Consider the following 20,292-nt stretch of genomic DNA (forward strand, 5'->3'; position numbering starts at 1 on the left):
GCCTCAGCGCACCAGGCAGGGACGCTTGTTGTCGAAGCGCCAGCCGGGGATCAGGAATTGCATCGCCACGCTGTCGTCGCGGGCGCCCAGGCCCATGCCCTTGTACAGCTCGTGGGCCTTGGCCAACTGGTCCAGGTCCAGCTCGACGCCCAGCCCCGGACGCTCCGGCACCTTCACGTGGCCATTCTCGATGCGCAGCGGCTCCTTGGTCAGGCGCTGGCCGTCCTGCCAGATCCAGTGGGTGTCGATGGCGGTGATCTCGCCGGGGGCGGCGGCCGCCACCTGGGTGAACATCGCCAGCGAGATGTCGAAGTGGTTGTTGGAGTGCGAGCCCCAGGTCAGGCCCCAGTCGTGGCACATCTGCGCCACGCGCACCGAGCCGGCCATGGTCCAGAAGTGCGGGTCGGCCAGCGGGATGTCCACCGACTGCAGGGAGATGGCATGGCCCATTTCGCGCCAGTCGGTGGCGATCATGTTGGTGGCGGTGCGCAGACCGGTGGCGCGGCGGAACTCGGCCATCACCTCCCGCCCGGAATAGCCGTTCTCGGCGCCGCACGGGTCCTCGGCGTAGGCCAGCACCCGGTGCTGGTCGAGGCACAGGGCCACGGCCTGCTTCAGCGACCAGGCGCCGTTGGGGTCGAGGGTGATGCGCGCCTCGGGGAAGCGCTCGGCCAGGGCGGTGACCGCCTCGATCTCCTCCTCGCCGCGCAGCACGCCGCCCTTTAGCTTGAAGTCGGCGAAGCCGTAGCGGGCGTGGGCCGCCTCGGCCAGGCGCACCACCGCCTCGGGGGTCATCGCCGCCTCGTGGCGCACGCGGAACCAGTCGTTGTCGGCCTCCGGCTCGGCGCGGTAGGGCAGGTCGGTCTTGCCGCGGTCGCCGATGTAGAACAGGTAGCCGAGCATCTTCACCGCGTCGCGCTGCTGGCCTTCGCCGAGCAGCGCCGCCACCGGCACGCCGAGGTGCTGGCCGAGTAGGTCGAGCAGCGCGGCCTCCATGGCGGTGACGGCATGGATGGTGATGCGCAGGTCGAAGGTCTGCAGGCCGCGGCCGCCGGCGTCGCGCGCGGCGAAGGTCTGGCGCATGGCGTTGAGCACGCGCTGGTAGTGGCCGATGGGCTGGCCGACCACCAGCTGGCGGGCGTCCTCGAGGGTCTCGCGGATGCGCTCGCCGCCGGGCACTTCGCCGACGCCGACTTTGCCGGCGCTGTCGCGCAGAATCACCACGTTGCGGGTGAAGTACGGGCCATGGGCGCCGCTGAGGTTGAGCAGCATGCTGTCGTGGCCGGCCACCGGCACCACCTGCAGCTCGGTGACGACGGGCGTATCGAGTACGGGCGAGGCGGCGCGGTCGAAGGCGGGAGCGTGGGTCTGGAGGGTCATGATGCGATTCCGTAAGGCTCAGTGGGTCTGGTTCAGCGCCGTGGCGTGCGTGGCATCGGCGGCGGAGCGGGGTTTGGTGCGCACGAAGAACACCACGATGGCGGCCAGCACCGAGGTCACGGCCAGGCCGTAAAGGCCGCCCTGGATCGAGCCGGTCTGTTCTTCCAGCAGGCCGAAGGTGGTGGGGGCGACGAAACCGCCGAGGTTGCCGATGGAGTTGATCAGGGCGATCACCGCCGCGGCGATGCGGGCGTCCAGGTAGCCCTGGGGAATCGGCCAGAACAGCGCCGAGGCGGACTTGAAGCCGATGGCGGCGAAGCACACGGCGACGAAGGCGAACACCGGGCCGCCGGTGGTGGACATGAACATGCCGACGGCGGCGACCACCAGCGCGGCGGCCACCCAGGCCTGCTGGAACTTCCAGCGCGCGGAGCAGGCGGCGAAGGCGTACATGGCCAGGATCGAGATCAGCCAGGGGATGGAGTTGAGGAAGCCGACCTGCATGTCGCTCAGGCCGCCCATGCTCTTGATGATGCTCGGCAGCCAGAAGGTGGCGGCGTAGATGGTCAGCTGGATGCAGAAGTAGATCAGGCAGAACAGCACGATCTGGCGGTCCTTGAGCAGCGCCCAGGACGAGGTCTTGATGGTGCCGGCGGCCTCGCGCTCGCGCTGTTCATGGTCGATGGCCTCGACCAGCGCCTGCTGTTCGTCGGCCGACAGCCACTTGGCGTCCTGCGGCTTGGAGTCGAGCCAGAACCAGACGAAGAAGCACAGCACCACCGAGGCCATGCCCTCGATGAACAGCATCCACTGCCAGCCGTGCATGTTCAGGCCCTGGATCTGCATCAGCGCGCCGGCCAGCGGCCCGGAGATCAGCGAGGCCACGGCCGAGCCGCTGAGGAAGATGGCGATGGCCTTGCCGCGTTCGGCGGCCGGCAGCCAGCGGGTGAAGTAGTAGATCACCCCGGGGAAGAAGCCCGCCTCGGCCACGCCGAGCAGGAAGCGCAGGATGTAGAACTGGGTTTCGTTCTGCACGAAGGCCATGCAGGTGGCGACGATGCCCCAGGTGAACATGATGCGGGTCAGCCAGACGCGCGCACCCACCCGTTGCAGAAGCATGTTGGAGGGCACCTCGAACAGCGCGTAACCGATGAAGAACAGGCCGGCGCCGAGGCCGTAGGCGGCCGCGCCGATGCCCAGGTCGCTCTCCAGATAGGGGCGGACGAAGCCGATGTTGACGCGGTCGATGTAGTTGACGATGAACATGATGACGAACAGCGGCAGCACGTGGCGCTTGACCTTGGCCACGGCGCTGGCGAGCGCCTCGTCGGTACGGGGTAGGGTGTCGGTCACTGTCGGAACTCCCACTAATTGTTGTTGTGCGGGTTGCGCCGGCGGGCCGGCGCGATCGAAGGCTTACTGCGGGTCGAGTCGGTCGATCAGCGCGGCGAGGCGCTCGTTCTCTTCCGGCGTCAGTTCGGTGAGCGGAGCGCGCACCGGGCCGGCGTCGTGGCCGACCAGGCGGGCGCCGGCCTTGACGATGCTCACGCCGTAGCCGGCGCAGCGATTGCGGATGTCGAGATAGGGCAGGAAGAAATCGTCGATCAGCCGCGCCACGGTGGCGTGGTCGTCGGCGGCGATGGCCTGGTAGAACTCGATGGCGGTGCGCGGGATGAAGTTGAACACCGCCGAACTGTACACCGGCACGCCCAGCGCCTTGTAGGCCGCGGCGTAGACCTCGGCGGTGGGCAGCCCGCCGAGGTAGGTCAGGCGCTCGCCGAGGCGGCGGCGGATCTGCACCAGCGACTCGATGTCGCCGATGCCGTCCTTGAAGCCGATCAGGTTCGGGCAGCGCTCGGCGAGGATCTCCAGACCCTCGGCGCTCAGCTGGCAGACGTTGCGGTTGTACACCACCACACCGCAGTCGACGGCGCGGCAGACCTGCTCGACATGCGCGATCAGGCCGGCCTCGCTGGCCTCGGTCAGGTAATGCGGCAGCAGCAGGATGCCGGCGGCGCCGAGGCGTTCGGCCTCCTGGGCATAGGCGATGGCCTGGCGGGTGGGGCCGCCGGCGCCGGCGAGGATCGGCACCTGGTTGCGGCAGGTGTCCACCGCGACCTTGACGATCTGGCTGTATTCCTTCGGCTCCAGGGAGAAGAACTCGCCGGTGCCGCCTGCGGCGAACAGGGCGCTGGCGCCGTAGGGCGCCAGCCATTCCAGGCGGCGGGCATAGGTGTCGGCGCGGAAGTCGCCGGCGGCGTCGAAGTCGGTGACCGGGAAGGACAGCAGCCCGGAAGAGAGGACAGATTTCAGTTCTTGAGGATTCATCGCACAGCCTTCTTGGATTCTTGTCGGGGCCGGACGGCATGCTTGTATGACATGTCGATGGCGCCGATCTTAGGAGCGCTCCGGGTCGTATGACAAGTGGATTTCGTCAAGGAAAATGGCGCTATACAAGCAGATAAATCGACATTTGTGGCGGTATTGTGCCGATAAAATCAGCCTTCATGCGCAGGCGGTGAGGCGATCTTGATCAGCCTAAAAGGGCCATATTTTTTACTTGTAATACAAGTTTGCCTTGTCGAGTCCGTCGCGGCGTGGCGATACTTGTCATACCGCCTCCGGAGACTCGCCATGACCGTCGCCCCGCTCCCGCCCGAAGCCCCGCTCAAACGCGGCCACAGCCTTGCCCATGACCTGGTCAGCGAGCTGAGCCAGCGCATCCTGCTGGGCAAACTCAAGCCGGGCGACAAGCTGCCCTCGGAAAACCTGCTGGTGGACGAGCACCGGGTCAGCCGCACGGTGGTGCGCGAGGCGCTTTCCAAGCTGCAGGCCTCGGGGCTGGTGGAGACGCGGCGCGGCATCGGCACCTTCGTGCTGGCGCGCACGGCGCCGGAGGGATTGCGCCTGGGGCTGGACACCGCCACCGGCGTACGCGACATCCTCGAACTGCGCATGGGCCTGGAAGCCCAGGCCGCGGCGCTGGCCGCGGTGCGGCGCAGCGACGAGCAACTGGCGGCCATGCGCCGGGCGCTGGACGACTATCAGGACCTGGCGGCGGCGGGGGACAGCTGCGCCGAGGCGGACCGGTGCTTCCACCTGCTGATCGCCGAGGCCACCGGCAATCCGTGCTTCGTCGAGATCATGTCGCACCTGGGCGAGTCGATGATTCCGCGCAAGCGCATCGGCCAGAACGAGCGCGCCGGCGACAACCTGGCCCGCCACGCCTTCCTCGCCAACCTGGAGCACGAGGCGATCCTGGCGGCGATCCGTCGCCGCGACGGCGAGGCGGCGCGGGCGGCGGTCTGGCTGCACCTATCCAACAGCCGCGACCGCTTCTCGCCGGTCGAGTAAGGGTCACACCGCGCGCAGGCGTGGGCGCTCCGGCGTGGCCAGGCCCTTGTCGTGCTCGGCCAGCACGCGGCCGACGATGCGCATCACCTCGAGATTGGCGTCCTCCATGCTCGCCAGGCGCTGCAGGGCGACCTCCAGCCGGCCGGCGGCGAAGGCCTCGATGGCCTCGGCGCCGCTGCGGTGAACCTGTTCATGGGGCTGTTCGATCAGGCGGAATTCGCGGTTGCCCTGCAGCTCGGCGTTGCCCTGGCCGTAGTACCAGCGGCCGAACAGGCATTCCTCTTCGGTGGGCAGGTGGGTGTCGCCGTCGCCGCCGAGGATGGCTTCGTAGACCGAGGCCTTGAGCGACAGCTCGGCGAGGTTGGCCTGCTCGATGCCGGCGCGGAAGAACGAGCGGCCGATCTCGTGGTGCATGCGCTGGGCCTGGCCATGGACCTCGAGCATGGCGGCGCTGGCCTCGGTGGTCATGGCGTGGAAGTGGCGGGCGCTGCCGGTGTGTTCCTGGATCTCCTGCTGCGCGGTGCGGATCACGTTCTGGATGTCCGCCGTCTCGCGGACGATGTCCTGGGTGGCGCTGGCGGTCTTCTCTGCCAGGTCGCGGATCTCGCCGGCTACCACGGCGAAGCCGCGGCCGGACTCGCCGGCACGCGCCGCCTCGATGGCCGCGTTGAGCGCCAGCAGGTTGGTCTGATTGGCGATGTTGCCGATCAGCGCGACGATGCGGTCGATCTCGCCGGCGCGCTGCACCAGCTCGGAGATGCGCCGGTTGAGACCGGCCAGGCCGTCCTCCATGCGCTGGGATTCCTCCTGCAGCTGGCCGAACTTGAGCTTGTTCTGGATCGCCGCGCCGGCCACCTCCTGGGCGCGGCGGTTGTTGTCGTCCAGGCGCGCGTTGAGGTAGCCGAAGGAGTCGCCGATGTGGGTGATGGAGCGGCCGAACTTCAGCAGGTTGCCGGACAGCCCGCGGTAGAAGGCCAGGTCGTCGTGCAGGGTGTCGTCCTCGCGCTGGGCCTGCAGCGCCTCGCGCAGCGCGAGGTTGTCACGCTCCTGCTCGGCGAGGCGGGCGAGGGCGGCCTGGTGTTCGGTGATGAGCGCCTGGTGGCGGCTGGTGCTGACGAAAAGCATGGATCACCCCGTAGGAGAAACGTCTGGATGCCGGGGCAGGATCAGTTTCCGTGCCAGGCGTCGAGGCCTCTCGAATCAACGGCTTGCGAGGGGTGTTGTCACCATGACCGCAGTCGCGATGACATCATGCTGTCATCGCGACTGCGCTACAGGGGCTGGCTGGCCGACATGCCTAGCATCGCGGGCGGCGCGGCCCCGGGCGTGTGGCTCAGCAATACCCCCTCGTAGGGAATGGCGCCGAGGTCGAGCAGATAGGCCGGCCGGCGCGGAGCGTCGCTCCGTTCCCGTCGGAACAGGTGCAGGTTGCTTTGCTGGAACTGGGCGATGGCCAGGCGGCACAGCCGCTCGAGCGTCTCGGGGCCATGGACGAAGGGGGCATTGGGGTAGTACATCGCCTGAATGACGTCGCCGAACAAAACGCAAACGGAAACGATCTGGCGACCGTGGCAGAGGACCTTGAGCTGCAGCGGGTCCTCGTCCAGCCAGAGCGGCACCTCGAAATCGGCATGGTAGACCAGGCCCATGAGCGTGCTCCTGTGTGAGCGCCTCCGGGATCTGTTCGGTTCCGGCGGCTCGCAAGGGTTTTCCACGTTCCTGATCGGCTTCAGCGAAGCTGGGGGCGGTTGCGCTACAGCGGCGGCAATCTGGGCTTGGCGGGAGTGTGGGAGCAGCGATCTTCGTTGACCGCCTGGTTTCGTTTGTACGCCCCTGGGCTTACCCCGTCCAGCGCTAATTCCCGCTTGCGGCGCCGTTTCGCCAGCCGTTGCGCCGGGCTGTGAAGCGCTAGCCAGACAAGGTGCGAGGCAATTCCACTTTCACGCGGAAGGGCTACGAGCGGCGAGCACCCGGGCAGGATTGCCGACCACCGTGGCACGCGGCGGCACGTCGCGGGTCACCACGCTGCCGGCGCCCACCAGGGCGTGGTCGCCGATGGTCACGCCGGGCAGGATCAGCGCGCCCGCGCCGATCCACACGTTGGCGCCGATGCGCACCGGTCGGCCGAACTCCAGCTGGCGTGCGCGCAGTTCCGGGTCGCGCGGGTGGTCCGCGGTGAGAATCTGCACGCCGGGGCCGATCTGCGTGCCGGCGCCGATGTGCACGGCGACCACGTCGAGGATGACGCAGTTGAAGTTCATGAACACGCCGTCGCCCAGGTGGATGTTGTAGCCGTAGTCGCAGTGGAACGGCGGACGCAGGTTGACGTTGGCGCCCACTTCGGCGAACAGCTCGGCTAGCAGCGCGCGCCGCGTCTCGGCGGTTTCGCAGCCGCTGGCGTTGTAGCGGGCCATCCACTCGGCGGCGCGACGGGCATCGGCGGCCAGTTCGGGACAGTCGGCGACGTACAGCTCGCCGGCCAGCATCAGCTCCTTCTGCGTGCGCGCGCTCATGGGCGTGCCCGCTGGCGCAGGTCGACCCAGGTCGGCGCGTGGTCGCTGGCCCGCGGTTCGCCGCGTACCCAGCGGTCGACGCCGGCGTCCAGCAAATCGTCGGCCAATTGCGGGCTGAGCAGCAGATGGTCGATGCGCAGGCCGGCGTCGCGCTGCCAGTGCTGGCGGAAGTAGTCCCAGAAGGTGAACGGCGGCTGCTCGGGATGGCACTGCAGCAGCGCGTCGGTCCAGCCCTGGTCGAGCAGGCGTTGGTAGCAGGCGCGGCTCTCCGGTTGCAGCAGGGCGTCCTTGCGCCAGGAGCGCGGGTTGTAGATGTCGCGGTCGGTCGGCACCACGTTGTAGTCGCCGGCCAGCACCACCGGGTGGCCGCTGGTGAGCAGCGAATCGGCGTGGGCGATCAGGCGTTCGAACCAGGCCAGCTTGTAGTCGAACTTCGGCCCCGGCTGCGGGTTGCCGTTGGGCAGGTACAGGCAGCCGACGATCACGCCATGGGCCGCGGCCTCCAGATAGCGGCTCTGGCTGTCCGCGGGGTCGCCCGGCAGTTCGCGGCGGATCTCCAGCGGCTCCAGGCCCCTGGCCAGGATCGCCACGCCGTTCCACGAGGTCTGCCCGCGCCAGATCACCCCGTAGCCGGCGGCGCGGATGTCGTCGGCGGGAAACTTGCGGTCGTCGGCCTTCAGCTCCTGCAGGCAGACGATGTCCGGCGCCTCGCGCTGCAGCCAGGCCAGCAGGGCGGGCAGCCGCGACTGGATGCCGTTGATGTTGAAGGTGGCGATGCGGAGCTTGGCCAAGGCTGCCTCGGATGACAGGAGATGACGCCTTTAGGATTCGCCCGCCGCGGCCGGAGTTCAGGCAACCGCCGGTGCGCTGGCGACGATGGGCCGAACCCTTTGCCGCCGGGCCGAGTCACTAGCCATAGGTTCCATTCTCGGAGGCAGCCATGGGCACACTCAGCGGGCGTATCGCCATCATCACCGGTTCCGATTCCGGCATGGGCCGGGCCATGGCCATCGCCTTCGCCCGCGAGGGTGCGGACGTGGCCATCACCTACCACAGCGACCGCGAAGGCGCCCAGGCCACCAGCGAGGCGGTGTCGAGCCATGGCCGGCGCAGCCTGCTGCGGCAGCTCGATGTGGGCGACGAGGGCAGCGTGGTCGGCCTGTTCAAGACGGTGGTCGAGCAGCTCGGCACGCCCGACCTGCTGGTCAACAACGCCGGCATCGGCATGAGCAAGGCCTTTGTCGACCTGAGCGCGGACGACTTCGACAAGGTGCTGCGGGTCGACCTGCGCGGGCCGTTCCTCTGCTCGCGCGAGTTCGTGCGCCTGCGCCAGGCCGAGGGCGGCGGCGGGCGGATCATCAACATCACCTCGGTGCACGACTCGATTCCCAGCCCTGGCAACGTGCCCTACGGCGCGGCCAAGGGCGGCCTGCTGACCATGACCCGCAGCCTGGCGCTGGAGCTGGCGCCGCTGCGGATCAACGTCAACGCCGTCGCCCCCGGGCTGATCGCTACGCCGATGACCCAGGCGCGCCTGGACGATCCGCAACGGCGCGCCGAGGAGCTGCCCAATATTCCCTGGAAGCGCCCCGGGCGACCTGAGGAAGTGGCGGAGTTGGCGCTGTACCTGGCCGGCCCGCACGCCGACTACATCACCGGCCAGAACTTCGTCATCGACGGTGGCCTGGAAATGAACTGGGGCCAGGGCGCCTGACGCGCCCGGCCGGAGACTCCCCATGGCCCGCAACGGCGCAGACATCCTGATCGAGACGCTGATCGCCTTCGGCGTCGACACCATCTACGGCATGCCCGGCGACGGCATCAACGGCATCATGGAGGCGATCCGCACCCACGGCGACAAGGTGCGCTTCATCCAGGTCCGCCACGAGGAGTCCGCCGCCTTCGCCGCGGTGGCCCACGCCAAGTTCGGCGGCGGCCTCGGCTGCTGCCTAGCCACCACCGGCCCGGGCGGCACCCATCTGCTCACCGGCCTGTACGACGCCAAGTTCGACCGTGCGCCGGTCATCGCCATCACCGGCTCGCCCTACCACGACCTGAGCGACAGCTACACCCAGCAGGACATCGACCACTGCCGCCTGTTCATGGACGTGGCCGCCTATTCGGCGCGGGTGATGGGCGCGCGGCACATGGAGAACGCCGCCACCCTGGCCTGCCGCCACGCACTGGCGCAGCGCGGCGTGGCGCACCTGGCGGTGCCGGTGGACGTGCAGGAGGAGAAGGAGGCGGACGACGCGCCGTCCAGCCGCAACGTGCAGCATCACGTGTCGCTGGCCCGGGTGCCGCTGCCACGCTGCCCGGCCGAGGGCATCGAGCGCGCCGCCGAGCTGCTCAATGCTGGCGAGCGGGTGGCCATCCTCGCCGGCCAGGGCGCGCTGGACGCGGCCGACCTGCTATTGGAGACCGCCGAGCTGCTGGGCGCGCCCATCGTCAAGGCGCTGCTCGGCAAGGGCCTGGTGGCCGACGGGCATCCGCTGACCACCGGCGGCATCGGCCTGCTCGGCACCCGCCCGAGCCAGGAGGCGATGGAGGCGTGCGACACCCTGCTGATCGTCGGCTCGACCTTCCCCTACATCGAGTACTACCCCAAGCCGGAGCAGGCCCGCGGTGTGCAGATCGACCTGGACCCCACGCGCATTGGCCTGCGCTTTCCGGTGGAGGTGGGCCTGGCCGGCGATGCCCGCGCCACCCTGGAGCAGCTCAATCGCCTGCTGCGGCGCAAGGCCGACCGGCGCTTTCTCGAACGCGCTCAGCAGGGCTACCGTGACTGGCGCGCGCTGCTGCGCGAGGCCTGCGAGCGCCAGGCCACGCCGATGCCGCCCGGACGCATCGTGCGCGACGTCGGCGACCGCCTGGACGAGGACGCCATCGTGGTCTGGGACTCCGGCCACAACACCGGGCTGATGGCCCGCTATGTCGAGGCCAAGCCCGGCCAGCTGTACGGCGGCTCCGGCCTGCTGGCCTCGATGGCCTGCGCCGTGCCCTACGCCATCGCCGCCGCCCTGGTGCACCCCGGCCGCCAGGTGGTCGCCTTCACCGGCGACGGCGGCCTGAGCATGCTGCTCGGCGAGCTGGTGACCATCACCCGCTACCGCCTGCCGATCAAGCTGGTGGTGATCAAGAACAACAGCCTGGGGCAGATCAAGTGGGAGCAGATGATGTTCCTCGGCAACCAGGAGACCGAGTGCGACCTCACGCCCATCGACTTCGCCAAGGCCGCCGAGGCCTGCGGCCTGCGCAGCTGGCGGGTGGAGGACCCGGCGCACAGCGTCGAGGTTGCCGAGGCGTTGCTGGCCTGCGAGGGCGCCGGCCTGGTCGAGGCGGTGGTGGACCCCAATGAGCCGCTGCTGCCGCCCAAGCGCAACGACACCTACGCCGAACACCTGCAGCAGGCCATCGCCAAGGGCACGCCCGGCGCCGACGAGCTGCAGCAGGCCCTGGCCCGGGAACCCTCGCGCAGCATGCTGAAGCCCTGATGGCACCGAAAAGGCGTTGAACGCAGGCTCGCGTCGCGCCCTCTCAAGCGAAACGGCGCAGGGAGTTCTCATGCATTCGGACGTTTCCACCTACCCCACCGCCAGCTCGCCGCGCTGGGCCTTGGTCATGCTGGCCGCGGCCCTCGCCATGCTGGTCGCCTCCGGCATCCAGCCCCACGACCGCGCGGGCTGGATGCTGGAAAACATGTTGCCCGTGGCGCTGCTGGCGGGGCTGAGCCTGGCCTGGCACTGGTGGCGGCTGTCGGCGCAGTCCTATTTCGCCATGCTCCTGCTGTTCGGCGTGCACGAGCTGGGCGCCCATTTCACCTATGCCGAGGTGCCCTACGACGAGTGGGCTCGGCAGCTCTCCGGGCAATCGCTGGACCAGGCCATGGAGTGGCGGCGCAACCAGTACGACCGCCTGGTGCACTTCAGCTACGGACTGCTCTTCGTGCTGCCGATCCGCGAGGTGCTGGCGCGGCTCACGCCGCTGCGCGGTGCCTGGCTGCTGTTCGTCGCCTGGCACCTGGTGCTGTCCACCTCGGCGATCTACGAGCTGATCGAGTGGGTCGGCGGCGCCTACCTGGGCGACGACCAGGCCGAGGCCTTCCTCGCCACCCAGGAAGACCCCTGGGACGCGCAGAAGGATATGGCCCTTGCCGCGCTCGGCGCCGGCATCAGCCTGGCGGCGCTGGCCCTGGTCAACGTCCGGCGTGGTCCATGACCAGCACCACCTTGCCCTCGACGTGGGCCTCTTCGAGATGGCGCTGGGCGTCCGCCGCGCGCTGCAGCGGAAAACGCGCGTCCACATGCGGCGCGAGCTGTCCGCGCTCGATCAGCGCGGCGATCTCGGCGAGCTGTTCGCCCGAGGGCTGAACCAGAAAGAACCGCCCGACCTTGCCCTGCGCCTCCGGCAGCGTCAGGTCCGGATCCTCCAGGGTCGAGACCAGGCGGCCGCCCGGCGCCAGCACTGCCCAGGAGCGTCGCTGGGTCTCGCCGCCGACCAGGTCGATGACCAGGTCGAACTCGCCCAGGTCCTCGAAGCGTTCGCGCTCATAATCGATGGCGCGATCGGCGCCGAGCTGGCGGATGAACTCCTGGCTCGCCGCCGAGCCGGTGGCGCACACCGTGGCGCCGCGGCCCTTGGCCAGCTGGATGGCGAAATGGCCGACGCCGCCGCTGCCGCCGTGGATCAGCACGCGCTCCTCCGGCTCCAGCTGGCCATGCTCGAACAGCGCCTGCCAGGCAGTGTGGGCGGCCAGCGGCACCGCGGCGGCCAGCTCCAGGTCGAGGCCGTCCGGCACGCGCGCCAGATGTACCGCCGGTACCCGCGCGTAGTGCGCATAGCTGCCCTCGTCTCCGCTCATGGCGAACACCCGGTCGCCCTCGTGCCAGCCGATCACGCCGTCGCCCACCGCCGCGACGACCCCGGCCAGCTCGCGGCCCAGGGTGAGCGGCAGCTGGTCTGCGCCGATCATCGGCAGGTGGCCCTGGCGAATCTTGTAGTCCACCGGGTCGATGCCGGCGGCGGCCACCCGCACCAGCACCTCGTCGGCCTGCGGGCGGGGCACGGGAAGGGTTTCGAGGTGGATGACCTCGGGGCTGCCGAAGCGGTCGATGCGCGCGGCTTGCATGGTGGTCATGGTCTGTCTCCGTTGGCTGGGAATGGACGGGAGACTGGCGGGCGGCGACGAGGGTTCCACCAACGGCCCGGCCGCCGCCTCGCTGACGCAACGCGGCACATGTGGCCGCAGACAGTCCCGGCGGGCGACGAAAGGCTGCAAAAAAGCCTGCACCTTTGCCGCCGGGGCGCAGTCTTTTCGACAGTGGCATGGTCCGTGAAAGAACCCGGTGCAGCCGGGAGGTAATCGAAAATGTTCAAGTGTCTGCGGTGCGAAGCACCGATCCGAAAGCCCCGTGAGGCCACCGAGAACCTGCTGGTGGCGTGCGGCGAATGCGGCGCCGAGCACCGGGTGCGGCTCAGCATCGAAAAGAACCTGCGCAGTTTCCGCTACGGCCTGGTGCCGCAGCAGCCCATGATCGACGACGACTTCGAGCGGCCCAGCCTGTCCGGCTGACGGCGCGCCGGCGGGACGCGCCATTGCAGTCGGGTATGGGGGGCATGCGAGTCTGGTATTGGCCATCGCCGGTCGGGCTCTCTAGAGTCGGGCGGCGACCCATTCCAACAAGACAAAGAGTCCCGTCATGTCCCGCTTCCGTCTCAGCGCCCTCGCTCTGGCGCTCCTCGTTTCCGCTGCCCACGCCGAGCCGCCGGCCGCCGGCAAGCCCGCCACCGAGACCACCCGCGAGCGCAACCAGGCCTGGCTGCAGCGCCTGCCGTTCGACGACCGCGCCGACTTCGACGATGCCCGCCGCGGGCTGATCGAGCCCTTCACCGGCGTCATCGAGAATGCCGACGGCAAGCCGGTGTGGAACCGCATGGCCTACAACTTCCTCGACGGCAACGCCCCGGCCAGCGTCAACCCGAGCCTGTGGCGCATCGCCCAGCTGAACAACATCGCCGGCCTGTTCGAGGTGCGCGAGCGGGTCTACCAGGTCCGCGGCATGGACCTGTCGAACATGACCATCATCGAGGGCGACAGCGGCCTGATCATCATCGACCCGCTGATCAGCACCGAAACCGCCCGCGCCGGCCTCGAGCTGTACTACAAGCACCGCCCGCGCAAGCCGGTGGTGGCGCTGATCTACAGCCACTCGCACGTCGACCACTTCGGCGGCGTGCGCGGGGTGATCGACGAGGCCGACGTCAAGGCCGGCAAGGTCGCGGTGATCGCCCCGGAGGGCTTCTACGAGCACGCCGTCAGCGAGAACGTGCTGGCCGGCCCGGCGATGATGCGCCGCGCCCAGTACATGTACGGCGCGCTGCTGCCGCGCGGCGAGCGCGGGCAGGTCGACTCCGGCCTCGGCAAGGGCACGCCGACCAACGCCACCGTGACCCTGATCGCGCCGACCCAGCTGATCGCCGAGCCGCTGGAGAGCCACGTGGTCGACGGCGTGAAGATCGAGTTCCAGCTCACTCCGGGCACAGAAGCCCCTGCGGAAATGAACATGTACTTCCCGCAGTTCAAGACCCTGTGCATGGCCGAGAACGCCACCCACACCCAGCACAACGTGCTGACCCTGCGCGGCGCCCTGGTGCGAGACGCGAAGATCTGGGCGCACTACCTGGATGACGCCCTGGTGCGCTACGGCGACGAGGCCGAGGTGCTGTTCGCCCAGCACCACTGGCCGACCTGGGGCGGCGGCAAGATCCGCGACTACCTGGCCGACCAGCGCGACATGTACGCCTTCCTCGACAGCCAGACGCTGCGCCTGATCAACCAGGGCCTGACTCCGACCGAGATCGCCGCCAAGCTGGAATCGCTGCCGCCGCGCCTGGCCAACAAGTGGTACAGCCGCGACTACTACGGCTCGCTCAGCCACAATGTGCGCGCCGTGTACCAGCGCTACATGGGCTTCTACGACGGCAACCCGGCCAACCTCGACCCGCTGCCGCCGGAGGACGCCGGCCGTCGCTACGTGGCCGCCATGGGCGGTGCCGACGCGGTGCTGAAGACCGCCCGCCAGGCCTTCGCCGACGGCGACTACCGCTGGGCGGCGCAACTGCTCAATCACCTGGTGTTCGCCGAGCCGGACAACGCGGCGGCGCGCGAGCTGCAGGCCGACACCCTGGAGCAGCTCGGCTACCAGAGCGAGAACGCCACCTGGCGCAACGTGTACCTGAGCGGCGCCCACGAGCTGCGCCAGGGCGTGGCCGAGGCCCGCGCGCGCAACGGCGCGCCGGACATGGTGCGGGCGCTGACCCCGAGCATGTTCTTCGACTACCTGGCGGTGCGCATCGACGCGATGAAGGCCGCCCAGGAAGACCTGCGCATCAACTGGCGTTTCACCGACCTCGGCGAGGAATACGCGCTGACCCTGCGCAACGGCGTGCTGACTCACCGCAAGGGCTCGCGCCACGCCGAGGCGGACGTCGACCTGAGCATGACCAAGGCCCTGCTCGACCGCATCGCGCTCAAGGAAACCGGCTTCCTCAAGGAGGCCACCGTCGGCGACATCGAGATCGAGGGCGGCCGCCTGAAGCTGCTCAAGCTGCTCGGCGGCCTGGACGAAGCGAACCCGCAGTTCAACCTGGTCACGCCCTGAGGCACAAACACGACGCCCCGCCCGGTGCGCACCGGGCGGGGCGTTCGTTTGTCCGGGTGTAGGCCTAGGGGGCGTATGGCGCCGCACCCTACGATCGTGCGCCTTGCGAAAGATTGTCGTGAGCACGGAGGGCGCAGGTAGGGTGCACCGTGCGCACCGTGGCGGGCTGCACCGGGTATACGTGTCCAGGTCGGGCACGACTGGTGCGCATGGCGCACCCTACGGTCGTGCGCCTCGCGAAAGATTGTCCTGAGATCGGAGAGCGCATGTAGGGTGCGCCGTGCGCACCGTGGCGGATTTCATCCGGCGAACGTGCCTCGGTCGGGCATGCCGGGTGCGCATGGCGCACCCTACGGTCCTGCGCCTTGCGAACGACTGTCGTGAGCACGGAGGGCGCAGGTAGGGTGCACCGTGCGCACCGTGGCGGATTTCATCCGGCGAACGTGCCTCGGTCGGGCAAGCCCGGTGCGCATGGCGCACCCTACGGTCGCGTGGCCTTGCGAAAAGATCGTCATGAGAGCGGAGGCCGCAGTGGACGCCGTGCCCACCATGGCGGGCTGCACCCGGTATGCGTGTTCAGGTCGGGCACGACTGGTGCGCATGGCGCACCCTACGGTCCTGCGCCTTGCGAAAGACTGTCGTGAGCACGGAGGGCGCAGGTAGGGTGCGCCGTGCGCAGCGTGGCGGATTTCATCCGGCGAACGTGCCTCGGTCGGGCATGCCTGGTGCGCATGGCGCGCCATACGGTCGCGTGGCCTTGCGAAAAGATCGTCATGAGAGCGGAGGCCGCAGTGGACGCCGTGCCCACCATGGCGGGCTGCACCCGGTATGCGTGTTCAGGTCGGGCACGACTGGTGCGCATGGCGCACCCTACGGTCCTGCGCCTTGCGAAAGACTGTCGTGAGCACGGAGGGCGCAGGTAGGGTGCGCCGTGCGCAGCGTGGCGGATTTCATCCGGCGAACGTGCCTCGGTCGGGCATGCCTGGTGCGCATGGCGCGCCATACGGTCGCGTGGCCTTGCGAAAAGATCGTCATGAGAGCGGAGGCCGCAGTGGACGCCGTGCCCACCATGGCGGGCTGCACCCGGTATGCGTGTTCAGGTCGGGCACGACTGGTGCGCATGGCGCACCCTACGGTCCTGCGCCTTGCGAAAGACTGTCGTGAGCACGGAGGGCGCAGGTAGGGTGCGCCGTGCGCAGCGTGGCGGATTTCATCCGGCGAACGTGCCTCGGTCGGGCATGCCTGGTGCGCATGGCGCGCCATACGGTCGCGTGGCCTTGCGAAAAGATCGTCATGAGAGCGGAGGCCGCAGGGGCGCCGTGCGCACCATGGCGGACTACACCCGGCATGCGTGCCCAGGTCGGGCATGCCTGGTGCGCATGGCGCGCCATACGGTCGCGTGGCCTTGCGAAAAGATCGTCATGAGAGCGGAGGCCGCAGGGGCGCCGTGCGCACCATGGCGGACTACACCCGGCATGCGTGCCCAGGTCGGGCATGCCTGGTGCGCATAGCGCACCCTACGGTAGCGTGGCCTTGCGGAAAGATCGTCCTGAAAGCGGAGGCCGCAGGGGACGCCGCCCACCATGGAGGACTGCACCCGGTATGCGTGTTCAGGTCGGGCACGACTGGTGCGCGCGGCGCACCCTACGGTCGTGCGCCTTGCTAAAGATTGTCTCGAGAGCGAAAGGCGCAGGTTGGGTGCGCCGTGCGCACCGTGGCGGGCTGCATCCGACATGCTTGGGTTGATCGCGTACGTCAGGCCAAGCATGGCGCAGCCCACGGGCGTCGATCAGGGCAGGGTACGGATCGCCGGCGGCAGCCAGCGGCGTTCCAGCACTTCGGGTTCGGGCCAGTACAGGCGCAGGAACAGGTTGAAGCGGCCCTCCGGCGCCGGCAGCCAGTTGCGGCGTTGCGCCTCGTCGGTCGGTGCCTCGTGCTGCACGAGGATGTCCAGCGAGCCGTCCGGGTTGTAGTGCAGGTCGTTGCGGTCGCCGAGGGCGTAGCGGTCGAGCGGGTTGGCCGAGAGCAGCTGGCGCTCGTCGTACAGGGTCAGCGACCAGAATGCCCGCGCCGGGGGCAGCTGTCCGGCGGCGAAGTGAAGCACATAGCGCCTCTCGCCGGACAGCGGGCGGCCTTCGGCATCGGTGTGCAGGCTGGGGTAGATGGCGTCTTCCGGGGCGTTGGCGCCCAGCCCGATCTTCGCCACCAGCGCGCGTTGCGGGTAGCGCGTGCCGTACTCGCCCAGTTCGTAGCCGATGCGCCAGCCGTGATGGGTCTTGCCTTCGCCCATCAGGCGCTTGCTGTCCTCCAGCAGGGCCACGGCCTTGCGATAGCCGAGCGCGCTGCCGAGGCGTTGCAGCGGCGATTGCTGCAACGCGCAACCCTCGTCGAGCAGGCCGGCGGCGCGGATGCGTGCGAGCATCGGCGCATCCTCGGCGCGGGCCGGGTTGTCGCCCAGCAGGTGGCAGAAGGCGCCGAAGAAGGCCGCGCGGCTCCAGCCGGCCAGCTGCCGGTCAGGCCCCCTGGCGCGGTCCAGCGGCGGCAGCTCGGCCATGGCCACGGGCACCGGCGTCTGAGGCCGACCCTGCCAGGCGCTGAGCGGCATCAGGCGGAAGCGGTCCTGCAGGGCGTGCACCTCGGCATAGTCCGCGGGGCCGCGGCTCTTGATGCGGCCGATCATCCAGGCCATCTGCGTGGGGATGCGGATCGGCTCCATGCCGGCCGGCACCTCGCCGCGCCAGGTCGGCCCCACCACCAGGAAGGTCTTCGCGCCGCTGCCGATGGTGCGTGTGCCGGGGCTGGCCACCACGTTGGTCCAGGCATCCATGATCGGCATCATGTAGTAGTGCCCGGCGGTGTCGGGGATGTTCATCACCACCGGCTCCCGGCGCAGGTCGAAGTGGACGATGCTGTAGAGGGTGTCGACGTTGGGCGACACCACGCTGTTGAAGCGCGCGTCGGGGAAGCGCCGGCTATGACGGAAGCCGTTGATGGCGGTGGTGCCGAGCAGCTTCTGGTGCTGCTTGGTCAGCTCCATCAGCACCAGCGGATAGGCGAACAGGTAGGCCTGAGCGGTTTCCCGCGCCTGCTGCAGCACCCGGTGGGTCGCCAGGCCGCCCAACAGCAGGACGATGGCAACGAGGCCGAGGCTCCAGCGGGTCTTCTTGCCGAGTCTCATGGGCGTGCGCTCCCCGTGGGTTGAGAGAAATGCCGGGCACGGGCGTGCCGCTCCGCAGGAGTGATCATGGTCGTGGTCTCCGTGTGTCCGGGCCGTCGAGCCCGGTGGGAATGCGTCAGAAGGGTGCCGTGGTCACGGCCTTGAACATCGCCAGCAGGGCCATCGCCAGCAGCGCCAGGCTGGTGCCGAGCACGGTGCGCAGGCGGGCACGGCCGCGCTCGTCGCGCAGCATCGCCAGGCTGCGCTGGTAGCGCCGGCCCTGGCGCAGCCAGAGAATGCCGGCGGTGCCCACGGCGATCAGCACCAGCGGCGGGTCCTGGTCGCGCAGGGCCAGGCAGGCGATCACCAGCAGCGAGATCTGCGTGCGCCGCCAGGCCAGCTCGGTACGCTCGGCCTGCAGGCCGGCGTCGACCGGCCCGTCAGCCATGCCAGCGCGGCCAGAACAGCCCGGCCAGCACCAGCGCCGCCAGGCAGCAGCCGAGCGCCAGCAGCGGCACCAGCACCGGCAACGGCAGGGCGCGGCGATGACGCAGCGCGCGCTCCACCGAGAGCCAGCGCAGGCAGGCGCCGGCGCTGACCAGGATGCTCAGCGCTAGCAGGCTGAGGGTGATGATTAGCCGCAGCTGGGGCCCGAAGGCCTCGCCGGCGAAGGTCTCGACGGCGATGCCGCCGCCGAGCAGGGCCAGCGAGGTGCGGATCCAGGCCAGGAAGGTGCGTTCGTTGGCCAGGGTGAAGCGTGGGTCCGGCTCCTCGCCTCCCAGCAGGGACTGGGAGAGCGGCTTGCGTGGCGCGGGGGTCTCGGGAGTGCTCATGGCGTACCGTGATGGCGGGGATCAGCGCAGGCCCTTGCTGCGCAGGGCACCCGGCGAGTAGTCGGAGGCGCTGGCCTGGTAGCCGAAGTCGAACGGCTGGCGCTGTTCGTTGGTCAGCCCCGAGGCGATGTAGCGGCCGTTATTGAGGTCGTAGGTCACTTCCATGGCATTCACGGCGGCCTTGCCGGTGGGGTGGTAGAAGCTGTGAGCCTCGCCCACCCGCCAGAGTTCGCCGCGGCTGTCGTAGTGATCGGCCTCGAGGATAGCCCAGGTGTCCTCGTCGATGAAGTAATGGCGCTTGCTGTAGATGTGGCGCATGCCGGGCTTGAGGGTGGCGACCACTTCCCAGACGCGGTGCAGCTCGTAGCGGGTGGCCTCCGGGCTGACGTGGCCGGGCTGGATCAGCTCCTCGTAGCTCAGCTCCGGCGAGGCCAGGCGATAGCTGTTGTAGGGCACGTAGAGGGTCTTCTTGCCGACCAGCTTCCAGTCGTAGCGATCCGGCGCGCCGTTGAACATGTCGCGGCTGTCCGCGGTGCGCAGGCCGGCGGTGGTCGGGCCGGCGGTGTCGTAGGCGATGCTCGGGGCACGTCGCACGCGGCGCTGGCCGGCGCTGTAGAGCCAGGACAGGCGCGGCTCGGCGATCTGGTCGAGGGTCTCGTGTACCAGCACCACCTCGCCGACCATGCGCGACGGCGCGGTGATCTTGTGGCTGTAGTAGTAGAGGATGTTGCGCGCCTCGTCCGGCTCCAGCCCCTGCACCGCGTCGCGACGGGTGAAGTACTGCTGGGTGGTCATGATGGTGTAGCTGCCGTCCTTCTGCGGCGCGGCGCTGTCGTTGGTCAGGCTGGAGCTGGCGTTGCGGCTGCGCGTGAGGTGGTTCCACAGCACTTCCAGGCCGTTCTGCGGAAGCGGGAAGGCGACCACGCCGGCGAAGCCTTCCAGGCCGTTGCCGTCGTTGACCAGGCGGGTGGTGATGGCGTTGCGCGCCGCCGCCTGCGCGGTGCTGTGCTCCACGGCGACCGAGCGGTGGGTCGGGTACACCGGCAGGCGGAAGCTGTTCGGGAAGCGCTGCAGCAGGGCGATCTGCCCCGGACTGAGCTGCTCGCGGTACTGCTCGTAGTTGCTCGCGTCGATGCTGAACAGCGGCTGCTCGTCCTTGAACGGGTCGAGCGGCGTGCCGTTGGCGGCGAACTGCAGCGGGGTCTTCAGGCCGCCGTTCCAGGCCGGGATCTTGCCGTCGCTGCTGGCGCCGCGCTCGGCGCCGATCGGGGTCAGGCTGCCTTGCAGCTTGGCCGCTTCGTCGGCGGACACGGCCGCCAGGGCGCTGCCGGTCAGCAGCAGGGAGCAGAACAGTGCGCCGCCACGCAGCAGGCTGTGGGTCTGTTTCATGAGGT

18 protein-coding genes and 1 pseudogene are annotated in these 20,292 nt (G+C 69.2%); 6 read left to right on the plus strand and 13 right to left on the minus strand.

Annotated features, from left to right (window positions below; all coding sequences use genetic code 11):
* Positions 1-3 precede the first annotated feature (3 nt).
* The 3 genes from gudD to kdgD are packed head-to-tail and all read right to left on the minus strand — an operon-like array spanning position 4 to position 3,708.
* Positions 4-1,380, minus strand: a complete 1,377-nt coding sequence (gene gudD, locus NF616_RS08120) for a glucarate dehydratase (protein WP_252272728.1) — start codon at positions 1,378-1,380, stop codon at positions 4-6.
* Positions 1,381-1,398: 18 nt separating this feature from the next.
* Positions 1,399-2,748 carry an MFS transporter gene (locus NF616_RS08125; protein ID WP_434091873.1) on the minus strand — a complete coding sequence of 450 codons (1,350 nt, stop codon included), beginning with the start codon at positions 2,746-2,748 and terminating at the stop codon, positions 1,399-1,401.
* Positions 2,749-2,796: 48 nt separating this feature from the next.
* Entirely contained in the window at positions 2,797-3,708 is a 912-nt protein-coding gene (kdgD, locus tag NF616_RS08130; protein WP_252272729.1) for a 5-dehydro-4-deoxyglucarate dehydratase, read from the minus strand.
* A gap of 306 nt (positions 3,709-4,014) precedes the next feature.
* Between kdgD and NF616_RS08135 the strand changes: the two genes are divergently transcribed.
* Complete coding sequence (locus NF616_RS08135) at positions 4,015-4,734, plus strand: FadR/GntR family transcriptional regulator (protein WP_252272730.1); 720 nt, start codon at positions 4,015-4,017, stop codon at positions 4,732-4,734.
* Positions 4,735-4,737: 3 nt separating this feature from the next.
* On the opposite strand, the gene NF616_RS21395 is transcribed toward NF616_RS08135, so the two are convergent.
* The 5 genes and pseudogenes from NF616_RS21395 to NF616_RS08160 form a co-directional block, all read right to left on the minus strand.
* The gene (locus NF616_RS21395) at positions 4,738-5,202 is read right to left on the minus strand and encodes a CZB domain-containing protein (RefSeq protein ID WP_434091877.1); all 465 of its coding nucleotides are present in this window, start codon (positions 5,200-5,202) and stop codon (positions 4,738-4,740) included.
* Positions 5,191-5,859, minus strand: a pseudogene (locus NF616_RS21400) (methyl-accepting chemotaxis protein); the annotation flags it as partial. The pseudogene NF616_RS21400 and the gene NF616_RS21395, both read right to left, overlap by 12 nt.
* A gap of 146 nt (positions 5,860-6,005) precedes the next feature.
* A complete protein-coding gene (locus NF616_RS08150; protein ID WP_252272731.1) occupies positions 6,006-6,383 on the minus strand; it encodes a hypothetical protein in 378 nt (125 codons plus the stop codon).
* Positions 6,384-6,674: 291 nt separating this feature from the next.
* The gene (locus tag NF616_RS08155; RefSeq protein WP_252272732.1) at positions 6,675-7,247 is read right to left on the minus strand and encodes a sugar O-acetyltransferase; all 573 of its coding nucleotides are present in this window, start codon (positions 7,245-7,247) and stop codon (positions 6,675-6,677) included.
* Positions 7,244-8,038 carry an exodeoxyribonuclease III gene (locus NF616_RS08160; RefSeq protein ID WP_252272733.1) on the minus strand — a complete coding sequence of 265 codons (795 nt, stop codon included), beginning with the start codon at positions 8,036-8,038 and terminating at the stop codon, positions 7,244-7,246. Before NF616_RS08160 ends, NF616_RS08155 begins: the two co-directional genes overlap by 4 nt.
* Before the next feature lie 149 nt (positions 8,039-8,187).
* On the opposite strand from NF616_RS08160, the gene NF616_RS08165 reads away from it, so the two are divergent.
* The 3 genes from NF616_RS08165 (at position 8,188) to NF616_RS08175 (ending at position 11,465) form a co-directional block, all read left to right on the plus strand.
* Positions 8,188-8,961 (plus strand): SDR family oxidoreductase, encoded by a 774-nt coding sequence (locus tag NF616_RS08165; protein WP_252272734.1) that lies wholly within the window; start codon positions 8,188-8,190, stop codon positions 8,959-8,961.
* Positions 8,962-8,983: 22 nt separating this feature from the next.
* Entirely contained in the window at positions 8,984-10,741 is a 1,758-nt protein-coding gene (locus NF616_RS08170) for a thiamine pyrophosphate-dependent enzyme (protein WP_252272735.1), read from the plus strand.
* A gap of 70 nt (positions 10,742-10,811) precedes the next feature.
* Positions 10,812-11,465, plus strand: coding sequence for a DUF2238 domain-containing protein (locus NF616_RS08175; protein WP_252272736.1), 654 nt, complete (start codon positions 10,812-10,814; stop codon positions 11,463-11,465).
* Here the strand turns inward: NF616_RS08175 and NF616_RS08180 are convergent.
* Positions 11,443-12,384, minus strand: coding sequence for an NADP-dependent oxidoreductase (locus NF616_RS08180; protein ID WP_252272737.1), 942 nt, complete (start codon positions 12,382-12,384; stop codon positions 11,443-11,445). The two genes, NF616_RS08175 and NF616_RS08180, sit on opposite strands and share 23 nt — an antisense overlap.
* A 231-nt stretch (positions 12,385-12,615) precedes the next feature.
* Here NF616_RS08180 and NF616_RS08185 point away from each other — a divergent pair, with 231 nt between their 5' ends.
* Complete coding sequence (locus tag NF616_RS08185; RefSeq protein ID WP_252272738.1) at positions 12,616-12,819, plus strand: hypothetical protein; 204 nt, start codon at positions 12,616-12,618, stop codon at positions 12,817-12,819.
* A 127-nt stretch (positions 12,820-12,946) separates the two neighbouring features.
* On the plus strand, positions 12,947-14,908 hold the full coding sequence (locus NF616_RS08190) for an alkyl/aryl-sulfatase (protein WP_252272739.1): 1,962 nt from the start codon (positions 12,947-12,949) through the stop codon (positions 14,906-14,908).
* Between the two features lie 1,789 nt (positions 14,909-16,697).
* Here NF616_RS08190 and NF616_RS08195 read toward each other — a convergent pair.
* The 4 genes from NF616_RS08195 to NF616_RS08210 all read right to left on the minus strand — a co-directional run bounded on the left by NF616_RS08195 (position 16,698) and on the right by NF616_RS08210 (position 20,287).
* A complete protein-coding gene (locus NF616_RS08195; RefSeq protein ID WP_252272740.1) occupies positions 16,698-18,086 on the minus strand; it encodes a DUF1254 domain-containing protein in 1,389 nt (462 codons plus the stop codon).
* Between the two features lie 115 nt (positions 18,087-18,201).
* A complete protein-coding gene (locus tag NF616_RS08200) occupies positions 18,202-18,513 on the minus strand; it encodes a DUF202 domain-containing protein (protein WP_252272741.1) in 312 nt (103 codons plus the stop codon).
* Complete coding sequence (locus NF616_RS08205) at positions 18,506-18,898, minus strand: YidH family protein (RefSeq protein ID WP_252272742.1); 393 nt, start codon at positions 18,896-18,898, stop codon at positions 18,506-18,508. The genes NF616_RS08200 and NF616_RS08205 overlap by 8 nt, the downstream gene beginning before the upstream one ends.
* Positions 18,899-18,919: 21 nt before the next feature.
* Positions 18,920-20,287, minus strand: coding sequence for a DUF1329 domain-containing protein (locus NF616_RS08210; RefSeq protein ID WP_252272743.1), 1,368 nt, complete (start codon positions 20,285-20,287; stop codon positions 18,920-18,922).
* Positions 20,288-20,292: the final 5 nt, after the last annotated feature.

Source organism: Pseudomonas subflava, from assembly GCF_023823685.1.
Taxonomy (GTDB): domain Bacteria; phylum Pseudomonadota; class Gammaproteobacteria; order Pseudomonadales; family Pseudomonadaceae; genus Aquipseudomonas; species Aquipseudomonas subflava.